Below are 18042 nucleotides of genomic sequence, written 5' to 3'. Positions count from 1 at the left end.
GGCGCAAACAGCAGAGCTGACTGCAGTCACGCGCCACCCCACCTACTCCTCGATAGCCTCGCGAACCTCTTCGACACTGAGGTTGGAGTCTTCAATTTCCTTGCGAGCTTCCTGGTTCCGTCCTCGGCGGACCAGGCGGAAGATGCGCTTGCGGCGGGAAGTTTCTTCACTGATGCGCTCGCGGCCGCGCAACCAGGCAACAAGCATGACAGTAATGAGCAGCAGCCCGATGTAGCCCAAGATTGGGTAGACCCAACCGATCAGGTTTTGGAAGCCCATGAAGCTCAAGGCGAAACCGAGCAGAACCAGGCTGACGTAAACAATCTTGAATTTTTCCGGGTGCTTAGCGGTGACGCGACGCCCCAGCGCGTAGAACATGCCAAGTGCCGTGTTGAAGATCATGCCAAGAATCACCACGGCCATGGCCTGGCCCAGCCACGGGTGCAGACGATTAATGACAGTGAGCATTGGCACGGCATCGGTGGCGACGGTACCAACAGTGTGGAACAGCGTGATGGTGGTGATCAGCAGCATCGCGGAGTAGATCAAACCACCGGTAAATCCACCGGCTCCTGCGGCGCGGGGATTGAACAGGCTACCGCCAATAACAATCGCCATGGAAACCGCAACCATCAGGTTAAAGCCGACATAGTTCACTGCGGCGACAACCCAGTTCGGCAGAGTGGTCGGGACTTCCGCAACGGCAGCTGCCTGCTCCGCGGCTGGGGTGGCCTCGGTGAACGCCAGCGTATAAACACTGGCCAGCAGGATAAAGCCGACGATAAACGGCGTGATGGAACCGATCACTGTGGTCACTCGGTCAACATCGAGGAAACCGGCTGCGATGGTCACCAGCACCATGATTACGGCACCGATCCACACGGGGATACCCCACTGCTGCTCCATGTTGGCACCGGCACCGGCGAACATGACGAACCCGGTGGCGAAGAGCGTGATAATCACGCCAATGTCCAGTACTCGCGAGAAGATGGGGTGCGATACGCGTCGGAAAACTTCGCCGTGCTCGCTGGCCTGAAAGTAGCTTCCCAGCTGCAAAATAATCATCGCCATCAGGCTCATAATCACCGCCGAGAGAACGGCACCCCAGACACCATTGATGCCAAAGGCGACGAAGTATTGCATGATTTCCTGACCCGTCGCAAAGCCCGCGCCGACGACGATGCCGACGAAAGCAAATGCAACGCGCAGTACTTGCTTCACCACAAGGGTTCACTCCTATTCGACTATCGGATTAATACAACCACCTTACTTTTCTCAGTGAGTTTTACTAATTGCAATAAGGCGTTCTACGAAGTTTCGCCTTTAAATTCCGCAGGCCACGCCGGTCGAATGCACTGGGCAGTAGCCGTTCGGATTCTTAAACAAGTACTGCTGATGTTCATCCTCAGCTCGGTAGTACTCCCCTGCTGGGGTCTCCGACAGTGGCTTAATCTCCGTGGTGATGGGGCCCAGGCCAGCGTCGGCAAGCTTCGGTGCGTACGCATCGGCGATCTCCTGCGCCCGGCGCGCCTGCTCGGGCGTCGTCGTGTAAATCGCGGAACGGTATTGCGTGCCGACATCATTACCCTGGCGGTAGCCCTGCGTGGGATCGTGGGCCTCGAAGGCCTTCGCGACCAACTGGTCGAAGCTAATCTGCTCCGGGTCATAGACGACCTCCACAATCTCGGTGTGGTTGGTCCGCCCAGTGCAGGACTCGCGGTAGGTGGGATTCGGCGTCACGCCACCGGCGAACCCGACCGACGTGCTGAGCACACCCGGTGTTTCCCAAAACAGCTTCTCAGCACCCCAGTAACAGCCGATACCGATGTAGACGACCTCCTGGCCATCCTCCCATGGACCGGTGATTGGCGTGCCGAGCACCGCATGCGGCTTCGGATTTTCCAACACCGGGTGCGAGCCGCCCTTTAGTGCCTCATCTTCCGGCACCAGCTCCGCTGACCTACCAAAAATCCAACCCATTTTCGATGCCCTTCTATCTATGACTGTCTTTGGTCTGCGCAACGCGCCCGAGGCCACGATTGTTCCGACCTCGCCACCAGAAACTACGGCACAACACGGGCTATGGTTTGGGTTGTGCGTACGCTCAGCCTGCTTTCCGTCAATCCCCACGACCCGACCGCCATCCTGCCCGACCTCCGAGCCGCGCTGAACGGCGAGGTCTCTTTTCTTCCCGTTCCGCTTCACGACGGCACGCGCGCCTCAATCTTGCGGAACTCACAACGCGCAGGTGAGCCAATTGATGAATCCATCGCGCTTGTTGTCGGCACCTCCGGTTCCACCGGCACTCCCAAGGGTGCACAACTGACGGTGGATAACTTGGTCTCCTCTGCTACCGCTACACATCAGTGGCTCGGCGGTGAAGGACAGTGGATGCTGGCGATGCCGGCCTACCATATCGCTGGCCTGCAGGTTCTCATTCGTTCGCTGCTCGCGGGCACGGATCCGGTGTGTGTGGATGTGACAGACGGTTTTGATGTAGCCGCATTCGCCGACGGCGCCGAGGCTCTCACAGGCGCTGGCGCCGGCCACCGCGCCTACACCTCGCTGGCTCCGATGCAGCTGGCCAAGGCGATGGAAGAACCCTTTGGCGCGGCTGCCCTGCGCCTCTTCGATGCCGTACTTGTCGGCGGCGCAGCCTTGAACCCGCAGGTGGCAGCGCGCGCCGAAGAACTCGGCATCAACGTCGTGACCACCTATGGTTCCTCCGAGACAGCCGGCGGCTGCGTCTATGACGGACAGCCCATCGAAGGTGCACAGGTCGCCATCGAAAATGGTCGCGTTTGGCTGGGCGGACCGATGATTGCACACGGTTACCGCAACGCGCCCAGTCACGAGGCTTTCCATAAACCAGGTTGGTTCGCCACCTCCGATGCGGGCGAGATCCACGATGGCCGACTAGTCATTACGGGACGCCTGGACACCATCATCGACTCCGGCGGGTTGAAGCTGCACCCCGAAGTCCTCGAACGTGAACTGCTCGCCATCGATGGAGTTACGGGAGCCTGCGTGGTCGGTGTGCCACACCCACGGCTCGGCCACGCTATCGTCGCAGCGTATGAAGGCATCGCTGAGCTCGGCGATGTCATGGACGGGCTCGGCGATGCTGAAGACGCCGGGCGAATCAATCACTGGATGATTCCCAAGGACCTGCGTCGCGTGGAGGTCCTGCCACTGATTGGTCCGGGCAAGGTCGACCGGAAGAAAGTCGCGGCGCTCTTTTAGCTCATTCAGACACGCATTAGTTCAAGGCATTTGGTGTCACGTCCTATTATTAATTCATGTCTGAAGCACCAAAGAGTCCTGCAACGGCGTCGTTAAGCGATTGGCTGGAAGGCGCGCGCCCCCATACCTGGGCGAATGCGTTTGCGCCGGTCATCGTCGGTGTCGGAGCGGCATCGACGCACGCGCCGATTATCTGGGGACGTGCGGTGCTCGCGCTGGTTGTCGCGTGGGCGTTGATTGTGGGCGTGAACTTCGCCAACGACTACTCCGATGGCATCCGCGGCACTGACGATGACCGCTCGGGCCCGCTGCGCCTGACGGGTTCTGGTCTGGTCGAGCCGAAGGTTGTGAAGTACGCGGCGTTCGGTTCCTTTGGTGTCGCCGGTCTTGCCGGTGTGGCGCTGTCCCTGATGAGCGCGTGGTGGCTCATTCTGGTCGGTGCACTGTGCATCGCGGCTGCGTGGTTCTACACCGGCGGTAAAAATCCCTACGGTTATCGCGGACTTGGCGAGGTCTCGGTCTTCGTCTTCTTCGGTCTCGTCGCGGTGCTCGGCACGGAATTCACCCAGACGGGCTCGCTGTCTTGGGTCGGCCTGGCCTGCGCAATTGGTATTGGTTCGGTGTCTTCTGCCGTGAACCTGGCGAACAACTTGCGCGACATCCCCACCGACGCCGCCACCGGCAAGATCACCTTGGCAGTTCGCCTGGGCGACTTCCGCACCCGCATCGTCTGGCAGATTCTCTCCCTCATGCCCGCGCTGGCCAGCATCTTTATCGCTTTCTGGCGCCCATGGGCGCTGGTGGGTCTGCTCATCGTGCCGCTGTGGGTGAAGGCCTCCGAGCCAATTCGCATGCATAAGAAGGGCAAGGAGCTCATCCCGGTACTGGGGCTTACCGGCAAGATGATGCTTGCCTGGTCCGTCATTACGGCACTCGCACTCGCGCTCAGCTAGGGGGTACCGATGGACTTCCGCACACTGACGCACAAGGCGCTTGACGACGTCCAGGAGGCCGCAACCCGAGTTGGCGACACAGCAGCCAAGGCTCCAGCTTTCGCCCGCAGCGCTGCTCTGCGCCTGACCAAATCGGGACGACGCCGACTGGCGCTGGAGCACGGCGCGCTGCATTCACAGACCCGTGAACCGGGACTCACCAATCTCACGTCAACCGGCGTGGTGCATATCAAGACCGCACCGGTCACAGCCGAGATTGCGGCCAAGGACGATGAGCGGAAGGCCAGCGACAAGCCGGATGCTGTCACCACCGATATTCCGGTGCACTGGTACGAGGTTGAACCTAGCGAACCCGCCAAAGAACCCGTGACCATCGTCTTCGTCCACGGCTTCACCCTGGCTGGCGAGTCCTGGTACCGGCAGTTCAACGCGCTGCGGAAGTCGCACCCGGAAGCACGCCTGTTGACTATGGATCTGCGCGGCCACGGCCAGACCGGTGCGGTTCCGGCTTCACTCTGCACGGTCGAAGGGGCTGCGGCCGATGCGCTTGCCGTGATCGCGGAACGTGCCGCGACCGGCAAGCTCATTGTGGTTGGGCATTCGCTAGGCGGTTTGATTGCACTGCACATGGTGCGGGCTGCCGAGGAGAGCATTCGCCGTCGGATCGCGGGCGTAGTGTTGATTTCCACGTCTATCGACAAGCTGGCCGCCCAGGGTGTGCCGCAGATTCTGGCGTCCCCGGTGGCGGATGCGGCGCGCAATGCAATTGAGTCCTCGCCGAAGGAGATTCGCAAGTTCCGCGAGGCAATCGCGTCACTGATGGCGCCGTCGTTGGCGGTGGCGGTGTTCGCCCGGCGCACGGACTACGAGATCATCGAGTTCCACGCGGCCATGATTAATGAAACACCGCTGGAAACTTTCGTGGGATATCTCGACGACCTGCAGGATCACGACGAGTTCGCGGCCGGACCTTACTTGGCGAGCTTGCCAGGAGCGGTACTGGTGGGCACGAAGGACGATGTCACTCCGCGCAAGCAAGCAGACCTAATTATGGAAAAGTGGCCGGACGCCGAACTGGTTGAAGTCGACGGGGCCGGCCACATGTTGCCGCTGGAGGCGCCTGAAGCGGTGAACCGGGCAATCGAGCGAGTGTTAGAGAAGGTGCGCTAGTTTTCCTCGCGGTCCTTAATCTGCTGCGCAATGTATTCCTTGTGCGCGCGGCGGTTCTCCGACCACACTGCAACAGACTCATTGGCCTGGACGCGCAGCTTCGGGAACACAAAAACCGACAGCGGCATCGCAATAATCAGTGCGAACACAGCCGTAATTGCAGCCGGAATCTGCACATTAACGAGGTAGATAATCACGAGCAGAATGAAGAACAGCACTAGGAATAGCAGCAGACGAGCAAGGCCGTACCAGAACAGCCCCTTCATGGCATTGCCGCGACCAGCATTCTTGGTCACCGGAGCTGCTGGCATCTGAGCCTCAGAAGCCAACTTGTCCTGCTCTGCTGGATTGGTCATTAAACCCTCACCTCTACGTGTTACGCCTGTGCTGTGCCCGGGCGTTGCTAGCGTCCATGGCTGTTCGTGTCCAACGTTCCTTTGTACCCTAACGAACTCTGTACGCCGTACCGCATGCAGTGCGATACCCCTCGTGGGCACTACGGGACTCGTTGCGTATTCTAGTCGGTAAATCCAGGAGGTTAGCTATTACATGGGTCGGCTCATTCTGCTGCTGTTCATCATCCTTGTCGTAGTCATGCTGTGGAAGGCATTTGGCCCCGGCAGTCGCGGCAACGGCATGCGACGTATTTCCGCTCCGCAACCGGAACCCCGTCCGCTCGCTCCCGACGATGATCCGGAGTTTCTCTGGAAGCTCAAGAAGGCCGAATTCGATCGCCGTAAACGTGAGCAGGAGCTGCAGGAGCGGCGCGAACGGGAGCAGGACGACAACCCCGATAATCCCAGCGAAACCGACTAAACGTCTTTGCCTCGCAGCAACAACTGCTGCAGGTACTCCCCGTAGCCGCTGGCGCTGAGGGCGTCGGCACGCGCGCTAAGCGCTGCATCGTCGATGAATCCCATGCGCCACGCCACCTCTTCCGGCGAGCCAATCTTTAGCCCCTGGCGCTGCTCAATCGTGCGCACGAAATCGCCCGCGGCCATCAGATTGTCCACCGTGCCCGTGTCCAGCCATGCCGTGCCGCGCGGCAGCACCTCTACCTGCAGTTTCCCGCGCTCCAAGTAGGCGCGGTTAACATCCGTGATTTCCAATTCGCCGCGTGACGACGGTTGCAGCGAGCGAGCTATCTCAACAACCTCGGCATCATAGAAGTACAAACCAGGCACCGCGAAATGGCTGCGTGGTTTCTTCGGTTTCTCCTGGATCGCCACGGCTTTGCCGCTTTGGTCGAAGTCCACGACTCCATAGGCTGTGGGATCTGCGACCCAGTAGGCGAAGATCGCTCCGCCATCGACGTTATGGAAGCGGCGCAGCTGCGTGCCCAAGCCAGCACCGTAAAAGATGTTGTCGCCGAGGATGAGGGCAACGGAGTCATCGCCGATGTGGTCCGCACCGATGATGAACGCTTCAGCGAGACCACGGGGCTCGTCTTGGGTGGCAAAGGTGAGGGTGAGGCCCCACTGCGAGCCGTCGCCAAGCAAGCGTTCAAACTGCGGGGCATCATGTGGCGTGGTGATGACGAGGATGTCCCTGATTCCCGCTAGCATCAGCGTGCTCAGCGGGTAGTAGATCATCGGCTTGTCATAGACGGGAACCAGCTGCTTGCTTACGCCAAGTGTGATGGGAAACAGCCGAGAGCCCGTACCACCTGCGAGGATGATGCCCTTCATAGTGCTCGCGCCTTTCTGCCTTACTGCCCGGCCGCTTCGTTGGCGATTGCCCACTCGTCGCGAGCCATGTTCTCAAGATCCTTGCAGTCAAACTCACTGGGGAGCTTATTGCCCTCGGCCTCGAACTGCTCGATAGTCGGAGCCTTCTGATCGCGCTCGGAGAGAATCATGTCCGCGTCGGTGAGACCACCCTTGGCCAGCAGCGCAGCCAGGTCAATTCCGAGAGTCGGGTCCTGGATGCTAACAGCACGCTCTGCCTCCGGGTTGTAACCGGTGGAAGTGAGGTAAGTGAGCACAGAGTCGTCGGCAAGCGAGACGAAGCCATGTCCGATGCCGTTGGGCAGATAGACCACTCGGCGGGTCTTGCTGTCGAGCTCGAAAACCTCGACCTTGCCGAAGGTATCGGAGCCGCGACGCAGGTCAACCGCAATGTCGAGGATGTGGCCCGCGGGACAAGTAACCAGCTTCGCCTGGCCGGGGTGGCCATCTGGCGCGGTGCTGACGTCAGCGAAGTGCAGGCCACGGACAACGCCTGCGGCGGAGACACTCATGTTGGCCTGCTCCGGGAAGAACGGGTAGCCCGTGGCCTCGGCGAATGCGTCGAGGCGATACCACTCGTGGAAACTACCGCGGCTGTCGCCGTGGATGACCGGTTCGAAGGTGAAAACGCCGTCGATAGAAGTGGGCTGGAATGTGCTCTTAGGGCTCATGGGTAACAAGTGTAGACGGGGCGCCCGGGCTGAGGCTGTGGCACGCGTTGAGTGTGCACTGAGTGTGCGTTGAGGGTTCGCTAGGCATGCCCCAGCAGCGAACTACAACTCCTGCTCGCGCTCCGCGTAGCCAGCCTCAGCGGCATCGTAGGCCGCCGCCCACCAGGACTCGTTGGCGCGATACCAGTCGATGGTCTCGGCGAGCCCCGCGGAAAAGTCTTGGTAGCGCGGCTGCCAGCCAAGGCTGCGGATGGATGCGGGGTCAATCGCATAACGACGGTCATGCCCCGGGCGGTCAGTGACATGGACAAAGTCGGACCGCTCACGACCGAAGCCCTCCAGGATGTCTCCGACCACGTCGAGGTTGGAACGCTCGCCATCGGCACCAATCAGGTAGGTCTCCCCCACCTCGCCAGAATCCAAGATTGCCCAGACCGCGTCGTTGTGGTCATCGACGTGAATCCAGTCCCGAACATTCTCGCCAGTGCCGTACACGCGAGGGCTACGACCGCGCAACAGACCACAGATCTGGCGGGGAATCAGCTTCTCCGGATGCTGCCTCGGCCCGTAGTTGTTCGAGCAGTTACTAATCGTCGCAACCAACCCGAAGCTGCGCACCCACGCCCGGACAAAGTGATCCGCTGAAGCCTTGGAGGCCGAGTAGGGGCTGGAGGGTTTGTACGCGGTGGCCGTCGTAAAGCGTGCTGGATCGTCGAGAGCGAGATCGCCGAAGACCTCGTCGGTGGAGATGTGGTGAAGGCGGACGTCGTGGGTGGCGCAAGCCTTGGCCAGATTCACGGTGCCCATGACATTAGTGGTGACGAAGGGATCGGCATCCACCAGCGAATTGTCGTTATGGCTCTCTGCGGCGAAGTGGACGACCACGTCGAAGCGGGGCACGAGGCGATCGATCAGCTCCGCGTCACGAACATCGCCGCGGATGATTTCACAGTCCGCGCCATCCAAGCTCGCAGGGTTCGCGGCATAGGTGAAAGCGTCCAGCACCGTGACATTCACATCGGGCCGTGTAGCCAGAGTGCGGAGAACGAAGTTGGAACCAATAAAGCCGGCACCACCGGTGACGAGAACGCGCATGGAAGCGATTCTAGTTCACCCGGCGATGCCGGCTTTGTACAAGTGTGAAGACTTAGTTCAGACCAGCGTAGGAGTGCAGGCCCGAAACCACCTGGTTGATGAAGAAGAGGTTGAACACCATGGTGGCAAAACCGAAGATGTTGATCCACGCGGCCTTGGTATTACGCCAACCCGAAGTCGCGCGAGCGTGCAGGTACAGGGCGTAGATAATCCAGGTAATCAGCGCCGTGGTCTCCTTCGGGTCCCAGCCCCAGTAACGACCCCATGCGGACTCGGCCCAGATAGCGCCCAGCACAATGCCCAGACCGAACAGTGGGAAGGACCAAATAGCGGTGCGGTAAGCAATCGCATCCAGCTTTTGAGCATCCGGCAGCGGCGCGACCAGTTTGCCCAGGAAGCCCTTTTCCTTGCCCTCGCGGTTGTACATCCGCAGCATGTAGAGAATCGAGGCAACACCGGAAATCAGTGCGATACTGCACCCGATAGAAATAATCGAGACGTGAACCGGAATCCAAATCGACTGCAGTGCCGGCACCACCGGAGCAGCCTCAACATATAGGTTCTTACCACCGTAAAACATCAGCGCCAGAATCGGAGCCAACAGCCACGGCCAGAACACACGCATGGTTTCACGATGCAGTACGCCAGCTGCAATTGCCATAGCAAAGAGGATTGAAACTGATACGTACTCGTAGAGGTTGCCCCACGGGAAACGCTGCACGGCCAGGCCACGCAGCAGCACCGATGCAAAGTGCACGGCCACCCCGACGTAAATCAGCATTTCCGTCACAACGCCGAGTCGGTTCGTCAGCACCTGGTTCTTAGGCTCGCTTGCCGACGACTTCGTCGCCGACTCCCCCGAGTCAGCAACACTAGCGGTGGTAGCTCCCTCACCCGCACCGGCGGCTACCAGCTCGCGTTCCGCAACCTGGCTTTTCGCTTCAGCGGCCGCGATACGACGACTGTAGTAGGCAATGGAAATAACAAAGGCCACAAGATAAAAGGCGAAGGCCGTGAAGTACGACCAGTCCGAAAACTGCGCCAGTGTCTTATTGACGAGCATGTACTTGGCTCCAAAGTGTGGAATTAGCGGAATACTTCTTCAAACCCTAGTACTAAAGCAGGACTAAGCAAAAGGGGACCGGGGACACGGGGGACGCAAAAATGCGCGGAGGCGCAATTCTCGCCCCCGCGCATTCACCCTGCAGTAATGATGGACCAGACTTAGTGGTCAGTTAGCTTTTGTCCTTGTCGTCCGCGCTCTCGTCGGTCGCAGCATTGTTGTCAGCAGCATCCTCGTCATCACTGTCACGTTCCAGGATGTCATCTACGATGTACTGGAACTCCTCGCCCCAACCTGCCTTGTCGGTGCGGGCAAGGCCACCGAACTCAACGCGAGTGCGGCCATCTTCCAGCGGGAACATGCGCACCCAAACACGTCGGCGCTTAATGCCCAACGAAAGAACCATGCCCGCCAGTGCGGCCACAGTTGCCACCAGCACCCAGAACTGCGTGGGATCGTGCGAAACCTGCAAGTTGACGAATTCCTTCGCACCGAGGAATTCAATCTTGGTGCCGTCGGCAAGCTCGGTGGATTCGCCCTGCTTGAGGTTGACGCGGGCTTCCTTAGCCAGCTGACCCGAGTGCATCAGATCGCGGTCGAGGGAAAACAGCCCCTGCGAACGACCGGTGTCCAAGCCCGCGTCGCCGCGGTAGATGTCGACAGCCACGGCCGGGTCTTGCATCGCCGGGTAAGAGGACTGCAGCAGAGCACCCTTTTCACCAGTAAACTCCGCGGTCGGAGCGAACAGTCCCTCGATTGCAATCTGGTTCTGGCGGCGCTCGAACAAGTCCGGGTACATGCCTGCTGGTGGGTCGAAGCGCAGCGCACCAGAGGACAGGAAGAAGGTCGGATCATCCGGACGGAACTGGACAATCGACGTACGCGACTCGCCATTCGGCCAGGTCACCTTGAACGCAGGCGCAAAGCCGTGCCCCTGCAGGTAGACGCGGTCACCGGCGACGCGCAGAGGGTGGTTGACCTGCAGCGTGGTCTTCTCCCACTCATCGACAGGCTTACGCATATCCTCTTCTTCTGCGAATCGGATGTGCGAGGTAAACATCTTGGCCTGGCCGTTCGGCAGGTAATCGGCCGCGAAGTCCTCTACCTGAATACAGAACGGGTTCAAAGTCGTACCGTCGAAGGTGTTTCCCGAGCGCAGCGAGTCATAGTTCGCCGCAGCGGTGTTACAGAACGGAACGCCCACCGCGCTGTTGACGTTGTCATCAGAAATTTCGGTGCCGGTGTTGGTCAGCAGAATGACCTGGCCCTCGTAATAGATCATGCGCCCCAAGCCGACGATGATAATCAGCAGCGCAATGCCCAGGTGGAATACCAAGTTGCCGAGCTCACGCAGGTAGCCCTTCTCCGCGGAAAAGGAGCGTGCCCCGGCGCGATCTTCATCTGCTGGAGTCTCGGTCAACGCCCACTTGTTCAGGCGCTCACGCACCCGCTCAGAAACTTCGTCCGCGGAAGCATCGACCACGGCTTCGTCGTGAAGCGGAAGACGCGCCAACCGTTTCGGCGCCCTAGCCGGTGGTGTCTTCATGGCCTTGTAGTGGTCGATGGTGCGCGGAATAATGCAGCCGACCAGGGAAATCAGCAGCAATGCCACGATGGCGACGAACCAGACGGACGAGAAGACATCGAAAAGCTGCAGCTTATCCATGATCTCGGCGGTCTTGCCGTTGGCGGCAAGATACTGGTCGACCTTGTCCTTATTCAGCGAGCGCTGCGGCAACAGGGCACCCGGAACCGCTGCGAAAGCGAGGATGAACAGCAGAATCAGCGCCGTGCGCATGCTGGTCAACCAATTCCAGACCTGCTGGAAGGGCTGTCGTACCTTATTCCAATTCACCGACATTGAAAAAATCTTTCACTAAATTGGCGTTACCGTATCAGTAATAAAAGCGGCCTGAACCCAGGCAACAAAAACATCCCACAGTCCCGTGACCAGGGCAATTCCGACCAGCACCAGCGCCACACCACCGATGAGCTGAATGGTTCGCGAGTGCTTACGCAAGAAGTCCACTCCACGCATCGCACGTGCCGACCCCAGCGCCACCAAAATGAACGGCAGCCCCAGCCCCAGGCAGTAAGCGATAATCAGCGCCACTCCCCTGGCCGCAGTCATGCCCTGTGTACCTGCGGACACCGAAATAATTGCAGTCAGCGTCGGGCCCAGACACGGCGTCCACCCCAGCGCGAACACCGCGCCGAGCAGTGGCGCTCCCAGCCACGTGGTCCAGCGCTTCGGCGCCATGCGGGTGTCTTTCTGCAGCGCTGGCACCATGCCCATGAAGGCAAGTCCCATCACGATGGTCACCACGCCACCAACAATCGTCAGCGTGCGCGCCTGCAAACGCAACGTGGACACGAGCCCGAAAATAGAGGCCGAACCCAGCACAAAAATGACAGTAAAGCCCAACACGAACAGCAACGCAGCCAGGCCGACGCGGGCTGTTGAGGAACGCTGGCCACGGTGTCCATCGCCGTCATGCTTATCGACGGCGGTTGCGTCCGCAACTCCCGTCGTCACGCCATTGCCCTGCGCCCCCGATGCTCCGGAAATACCAGTGAGATAGGAGACATAACCGGGCACAAGCGGAATAACGCACGGGCTGGCGAAGGAGACGAGACCGGCCAGTGCAGCGGCGAGCAGCCCCAACACAATGGGACCGCCGGTGGCGACGTCGGCGAACTGTTGGCCGATGCCATCGGCAGAAAAGATCGTGTCCATGGCAAGAGTTGACATGCCGGGGCCTAGCCCTCCGCCTTCACTTCATTGACAGCCTTCATCAGCATGGTGTGATCGACCTCGCGGAGGAAGACCTTCGCCGGGCGGTGCTGCTTGTCCAGGATGATGGTCGTCGGAATCACCGACGCCGGGATACCACCGAGCGCACCGGCGTTGACGAAAGCCGGATCGTAGATGGACGGGTAGGTGATGCCGTTGTCCTTCACAAAGTCGATGGGAGCTTGGCGGACATTGTCGCGGACGTTAATGCCGAGGACAGTGCCGATGCCTTCCTCTTCCATCTGTTCTTGGACGTACTGCAGGTCATCCGACTCGGAGCGGCACGGTGCGCACCACTGGCCCCAGGCGTTCAGAACCACAATCTGGTCCTTGAAGTCATCGAGGGAGATTTCCTTGTCGTCGTCCTCGAGAGAAGGACCGAAGACATTGCCGACCGGCTTGCGCTCCTCCGGTGCGTAGTCAATGATTTGCTGACCACCCGGAGAAACGAACTCGAACTGACCGCCAACGGCAACGGCGTCGTGTCCCACCGACTCTCCGGGGTTACATGCCACGAGCGACAGAGACAGAGTTGCTGCCGCCAGCGTTGCTGCAATTCGGGACGATGAGACCTTGGCCACCTGGGGTGCCACCTTCCGGGGTCAGTGAAACTTCAACAAGACTATTTATTCACCTTACAGGTGACCGGCCGGTTCACTGTAGCGCACGTCGACAATGGTGTCTCCGACGAAGATCAAAGAGGTCACGCTCGCCAGATCGCACTGCCTAGTTGCCGGGTTGTGGGCGAGCTTCAAGTACCGCGCACGACGCTGAGCTGCAATGATGCACAGCTGGTGCGTCACCAGCACCGCTTCCGCTCCTTCGGCGGCCTCGCGGGCTCGCTCGATGGCGTGGAACATACGGTCCGCGATCTCCTCGTAGGGCTCGCCCCAACTGGGCACGCTCGGACGACGCAGCCGTGGCCAGTACTTCGGATTCCACAGTGCGGAGTCAATGCCCTTGATGTGCAAACCCTCAAAGGAGTTGCCAGCCTCCAGCAAATCTTCATCCAGGGTCGGCTTCATGCCGATTACCTCGGTGAAGGGCCGCGAGGTTTCCTGCGTGCGCTGCAGCGGAGAGCAGGCGAAGTAGCGGATGTCGTGGCCTTCGAAGGACGAGGCCGTGGCCGCTGCCTGGCGCTGACCGCGCTCAGACAAGTGCCAGCCGGGCAGGCGACCGTAGAGAATCTTATCCGGGTTATAAACCTCGCCGTGGCGGACGAGATGTACGACCGTGGTCTTGGCGTGCTTTGTTGCACGCTTGGATGCCTGGTTCTCCGGCTGTGTCGGCTGCGATTCCTGCTGCTCGGCCTGCGAATTGGTCTTGTTCGGCACGTGTCACCTACTCCGGCTTGGCGGTTGCCGCCGCCTCGGCCGCGCGGGCTGCTGCACGCTCGATAATCTCGAAGTCGGCGTCGGTCAGCGCAGCGGAGACGAACCAGGTCTCGTAGCAAGAAGCCGGCGGGTAGACACCATTGGCCAGTAGGGCGTGGAAGAAAGCCGGGTAGCGGAAAGTATCCGCTGCCTGCATCTGCTCAAAGTTATGGCCCTCGCCCTCGGCGAAGCGTGGCGAGAGCATCGTGCCCGCACGCTGAATGTGGTGGGCCACGCCCTGCTTGGTCAGGGCGTCGGACAGAATCGTGGCCAGGCGATCTGCGTTGGCTGCGACGGTGTCATAGACATCCTTCGTGGCATTTTCCAGGTTGGCCAGTCCAGCTGCCATAGCGACCGGGTTACCGGAGAGTGTGCCTGCCTGGTACACCGGACCGTTCGGAGCCAAGTACTCCATGACGTCGCGGCGACCACCGAAGGCAGCTGCCGGCAGACCACCGGAGACGACCTTGCCGAAGGTGGTCAGGTCACCGGCCACACCATCAATGCCGTACCAGCCGTTGTAGGAAGCGCGGAAGCCAGTCATGACCTCATCGAGAATCAGCAGTGCGCCGTCTGCGTGGCAGACTTCCTTCAACTTCGCGTTGAAGTTGTCCTGCGGTGCGACGGTACCCATGTTGCCCGCTGCCGCCTCAGTGATGACACAGGCAATCTCGCCCGGGTTCTCAGCGAATGCGGCCTTGACGGCCTCAATGTCGTTATAAGGAACAACAATGGTGTCGGCAGCCGATGCACCGGTGACACCCGGCGAATCCGGCAGACCAAAAGTAGCGACACCGGAACCGGCCGATGCCAGCAGCGCGTCCACGTGACCGTGGTAGCAGCCGGCGAACTTGATGATCTTGGAACGGCCAGTGAAACCGCGAGCCAGGCGTACTGCGGACATAGTGGCCTCAGTGCCGGAGTTGACCAGACGCACCTCATCTACCGACGTGCGCTCAACGATGTGACGAGCCAGGTCGGTCTCAGCCGTCGTCGGAGCGCCGAAAGACAAACCGCGAGTGGCGGCGCTCTGAACGGCCTCCACCACTGCCGGGTTCGCGTGGCCCAGAATCATTGGACCCCACGAGCAGACCAAGTCCACATATTCGTTGCCATCAACATCCACGAGACGAGAGCCCGCGGCGTGGTCAATGAAACGTGGGGTGCCACCGACGGAACCGAAGGCGCGGACCGGCGAGTTCACGCCACCCGGCGTCACTGCCTGAGCCTGCGTAAAGAACTCTGCCGAACGATCGGTGAGCTCAACGTTTTCTGGGACATGAGGAGCATTAATGTCTTGAGTCACGGTGACCATCGTAGACGGCCACTCGGATGAAGGGCTACCCTGCCCTACCAACGTCCCAGCTTCACCCTGAATAGATGCTTGCGGCGAGAGGACACTCGACGGGATCGCCAGTCGATCCACAAGCTGGAGAAAATCATCAAAAGCGATGCCAGCAGCGGGTGAATCATACCGGTCATACCCAGCAGGATGACCGCAACGTTGTAGAACCACGCAAAGTAGATGTTGGAGTCCATCATCCGCACCACAGCACGTGCGATTTCAATGGCCTCCGGAATCGACAACACGTTGTTACGCAGTGCCACGACATCGGCGTAATCAACATCAAGATTCTGATTGCCTTCGGTATTGTCCATCAAAACACCCACGTCAGCGGCACGCAGAGAGTCCCGGATGTCCTTGTCGCCAACCATCACGACAGTCTCGCCGTCACTGTGGACCGAACGCACCGCAATGGCCTTGCGGGAGGCAATGATGCCCGCGAATACTCGTGAGATATTCAGCCGGTCAGCAAAACGACGGGCTACTGGATACGGATCTCGCGTGATCATCATGGTGTCCACGCCCATATCTTCAAGCTGGTCGATGCTCTCGACCGCATCGGGCTTAATGTCCTCACCAATGGTGATGACACCACGGACCTTGCCACGCCACGACACCACCATCGGAGTACCGCCACTGAGCGCAGCCACGGCCATTTTCTCGCTGAGTGCAGTGAGATCACGCGGACGCCAAACACGCCCCTCAACAAAGCGCATCTCCAACTTGTCGTCCGAGTCCTTCACCGGGATCTCTACCTGGCCAACGAACGCACCGTCTTCCGCAATTGCGACGTGTACAGTCTCAATCCAGTGCGGCACCTCACCACCGCCGGAACCGGCGTCGCGGGATACACGGCACGCGCGCACGATTGCCGCTGATGCCGGGTGGTTGCTCTCCATCATGAGAGCGCCCGCCACACGCAGAACCAGATCCGGATTTTCATTGCGCTCAGCGGCGACACCGAGCACGTGGGTGTCACCCTCGGTCAGCGTTCCAACTCGGTTAAAAATCACCACATCAGCAGCGGCCAGCTTTCGGAAAGTCTCATTGCCACGAATCAAGATTCCGTTACTAGCACCGGCCAGAATCCCGATGCGCTGCACGGTCGACGTAGACATTGCCAATGCCACCGGCGCGATGCCCGAGAGCATAGCCAGCGCCACCGCGAGGGCACCGCTCATCGTGCCCGTCGCCAGCCACCAACCGCAAAAAGCCACGCCCGCCAACGACAGCGTCCATGGCACCAGCTCTGATGCCGAGTGCACTGCGGTCTGGTGCATCACCGTTTCTTCTCGAACCGCTTGACGCAGCCAACGTGCTATCGATGACGCCCGGGTCTTGAAACCAGTGCGCTCCACACGCACCTTGAGCTCCGAATCCAGGTTGATTGCGCCGGCCCAAACCTTGGAATTGACCTTGACCTTCTGTGGTTCAACGCCGATACCGAGTAGCTGCGCATCCATCGTGGACGCACCACCGATGACTGAGCCATCAACTGGAATCACCGAGTGCGGTGGAACCACGATGTCATCACCGATATTGAGCTCCGCGACCGTCACCTCCACCCGTTTCGGCTCCGCGGATTTAGCGCTCTTGCGCACGACTGTCACGTTTCGCTCAGCTGGAATGCGCAGGTTGCGCAAGATTTGTCCAGTACGCACCTTGTTGTAGCGCGTAAACATGCGACCTGTTAGCAACAGCACGGTCAGACCGCAGGCAACGTCGAAAAACACCTCTGCCGAGGCGCTTTCCCGGTAGTTGAAAGCAAACCACGTGGGCGCAGTGGTATAGCCAATCTGTCCCGCGGGGCCAAAAATAAGCTGCGCCAGTGACCACAGCCACGCCAGCAGGATGGCAATGGAGCTCGCCCCATCCAGCGCCGACATCCGCCGACGCAGAGACGCCGCCATTGCACGGTGGAACGGCCAGCCACCCCACCACACCACAATCGTGGTCAGCACAAGACACATCCACTGCCAACCCGGGAACTGCCAGTTGACGTTCAACGACGTCACCAGCACCGGAATCGATAGGAACAGGCTGCCCCAAAAGCGCTGCTTGGTCACCAGTTCACGCGCCGTGAACAATACTTCCGCACCGCCGCCGCTTCGGCGCAGGGCCGCTTCACGACGGCGAATGCGCTCCTCCTCATTCTGTTGAGCGGCAGCCGGAACAGCGGGACGGCGATGTTGTGACACATCCAGCCGAGTTGCACGACGCCGAAGCGTGCTGCGCGTGAGGTACGACTCGACCCCAATTTCGCGGAGAGCTTCGATGAACTGATTCGGATCGATGGTATCGGGCGCTGTAATCCACGCGCGTCCGGGCTTGTAGACCACAGAGGCCGTCACATCTGGAAAGGATTCCAAAACATGCTCAGCACGCTCAGCACTCTCGGCGTTTTCCAAGTTTTCCAGGATGAGTGCGAAAGCTGTGTTGGACTGGCCTCTGCGGTGTGCAAGCCGCTGATGGGCACTTTCTTCGTCGATGTCCTGACGGCTTCGTGGCAATGCCTTACGAGCAGCGACCTTGGCATCCACAATCGCTTGTTCAACGCGATTGTCCAGAGAGAAATCAAACTCACCGGTGTCACTCATGGCCTTTGAAA

The 18042-nt window shown here is 60.0% G+C and carries 17 protein-coding genes; 4 read left to right on the top strand and 13 right to left on the bottom strand.

Annotated elements, in window-relative coordinates:
• Window positions 1-42: 42 nt before the first annotated feature.
• Both CRD20_RS06705 and msrA read right to left on the bottom strand, forming a co-directional pair.
• Window positions 43-1224, bottom strand: coding sequence for a hypothetical protein (locus tag CRD20_RS06705; RefSeq protein ID WP_187405108.1), 1182 nt, complete (start codon window positions 1222-1224; stop codon window positions 43-45).
• Window positions 1225-1323: 99 nt separating this feature from the next.
• The gene (msrA, locus tag CRD20_RS06700) at window positions 1324-1980 is read right to left on the bottom strand and encodes a peptide-methionine (S)-S-oxide reductase MsrA (RefSeq protein ID WP_187405107.1); all 657 of its coding nucleotides are present in this window, start codon (window positions 1978-1980) and stop codon (window positions 1324-1326) included.
• Between the two features lie 102 nt (window positions 1981-2082).
• On the opposite strand from msrA, the gene menE reads away from it, so the two are divergent.
• Genes menE through CRD20_RS06685 form a run of 3 tightly spaced genes read left to right on the top strand, consistent with a single transcriptional unit; the run spans window position 2083 to window position 5366 of the window.
• A complete protein-coding gene (gene menE / locus CRD20_RS06695; RefSeq protein WP_187405106.1) occupies window positions 2083-3243 on the top strand; it encodes an o-succinylbenzoate--CoA ligase in 1161 nt (386 codons plus the stop codon).
• 56 nt (window positions 3244-3299) lie between these two features.
• On the top strand, window positions 3300-4196 hold the full coding sequence (locus tag CRD20_RS06690; RefSeq protein WP_049192984.1) for a 1,4-dihydroxy-2-naphthoate polyprenyltransferase: 897 nt from the start codon (window positions 3300-3302) through the stop codon (window positions 4194-4196).
• A gap of 9 nt (window positions 4197-4205) precedes the next feature.
• Window positions 4206-5366 carry an alpha/beta fold hydrolase gene (locus CRD20_RS06685; protein ID WP_083296847.1) on the top strand — a complete coding sequence of 387 codons (1161 nt, stop codon included), beginning with the start codon at window positions 4206-4208 and terminating at the stop codon, window positions 5364-5366.
• Here the strand turns inward: CRD20_RS06685 and CRD20_RS06680 are convergent.
• Window positions 5363-5722: a DUF4229 domain-containing protein gene (locus CRD20_RS06680; protein WP_016422003.1), complete on the bottom strand. Its 360-nt coding sequence runs from the start codon at window positions 5720-5722 to the stop codon at window positions 5363-5365. The genes CRD20_RS06685 and CRD20_RS06680 overlap by 4 nt on opposite strands.
• Window positions 5723-5915: 193 nt before the next feature.
• Here CRD20_RS06680 and CRD20_RS06675 point away from each other — a divergent pair, with 193 nt between their 5' ends.
• Entirely contained in the window at window positions 5916-6182 is a 267-nt protein-coding gene (locus CRD20_RS06675; RefSeq protein ID WP_187405105.1) for a hypothetical protein, read from the top strand.
• Here CRD20_RS06675 and rfbA read toward each other — a convergent pair.
• The 10 genes from rfbA to CRD20_RS06625 form a co-directional block, all read right to left on the bottom strand.
• Window positions 6179-7054, bottom strand: coding sequence for a glucose-1-phosphate thymidylyltransferase RfbA (gene rfbA, locus CRD20_RS06670; protein WP_016422001.1), 876 nt, complete (start codon window positions 7052-7054; stop codon window positions 6179-6181). The genes CRD20_RS06675 and rfbA overlap by 4 nt on opposite strands.
• A gap of 20 nt (window positions 7055-7074) precedes the next feature.
• Window positions 7075-7764 carry a dTDP-4-dehydrorhamnose 3,5-epimerase family protein gene (locus CRD20_RS06665; RefSeq protein ID WP_016422000.1) on the bottom strand — a complete coding sequence of 230 codons (690 nt, stop codon included), beginning with the start codon at window positions 7762-7764 and terminating at the stop codon, window positions 7075-7077.
• Window positions 7765-7866: 102 nt separating this feature from the next.
• Window positions 7867-8859 (bottom strand): dTDP-glucose 4,6-dehydratase, encoded by a 993-nt coding sequence (gene rfbB, locus CRD20_RS06660; RefSeq protein WP_016421999.1) that lies wholly within the window; start codon window positions 8857-8859, stop codon window positions 7867-7869.
• A gap of 52 nt (window positions 8860-8911) precedes the next feature.
• On the bottom strand, window positions 8912-9922 hold the full coding sequence (gene ccsB, locus CRD20_RS06655) for a c-type cytochrome biogenesis protein CcsB (RefSeq protein WP_016421998.1): 1011 nt from the start codon (window positions 9920-9922) through the stop codon (window positions 8912-8914).
• A 172-nt stretch (window positions 9923-10094) separates the two neighbouring features.
• Complete coding sequence (locus CRD20_RS06650; RefSeq protein WP_070438040.1) at window positions 10095-11783, bottom strand: cytochrome c biogenesis protein ResB; 1689 nt, start codon at window positions 11781-11783, stop codon at window positions 10095-10097.
• Window positions 11784-11798: 15 nt separating this feature from the next.
• The gene (locus CRD20_RS06645) at window positions 11799-12659 is read right to left on the bottom strand and encodes a cytochrome c biogenesis CcdA family protein (protein ID WP_070438174.1); all 861 of its coding nucleotides are present in this window, start codon (window positions 12657-12659) and stop codon (window positions 11799-11801) included.
• Window positions 12660-12682: 23 nt separating this feature from the next.
• Window positions 12683-13297 (bottom strand): TlpA disulfide reductase family protein, encoded by a 615-nt coding sequence (locus tag CRD20_RS06640; protein WP_049192980.1) that lies wholly within the window; start codon window positions 13295-13297, stop codon window positions 12683-12685.
• 54 nt (window positions 13298-13351) lie between these two features.
• Entirely contained in the window at window positions 13352-14050 is a 699-nt protein-coding gene (locus CRD20_RS06635) for a histidine phosphatase family protein (protein WP_083280602.1), read from the bottom strand.
• Between the two features lie 7 nt (window positions 14051-14057).
• Window positions 14058-15404, bottom strand: a complete 1347-nt coding sequence (hemL, locus tag CRD20_RS06630; protein WP_070438036.1) for a glutamate-1-semialdehyde 2,1-aminomutase — start codon at window positions 15402-15404, stop codon at window positions 14058-14060.
• A 35-nt stretch (window positions 15405-15439) separates the two neighbouring features.
• Entirely contained in the window at window positions 15440-18031 is a 2592-nt protein-coding gene (locus CRD20_RS06625) for a cation-translocating P-type ATPase (protein ID WP_016421992.1), read from the bottom strand.
• Between the last annotated feature and the right edge of the window lie 11 nt (window positions 18032-18042).

It is taken from the genome of Corynebacterium sp. LK33, assembly GCF_014334955.1.
Lineage (GTDB): Bacteria > Actinomycetota > Actinomycetes > Mycobacteriales > Mycobacteriaceae > Corynebacterium > Corynebacterium jeikeium_D.
The sequence above is the reverse complement of the archived record's forward strand: the minus strand, read 5'-3'. Positions and strand labels throughout refer to the sequence as shown.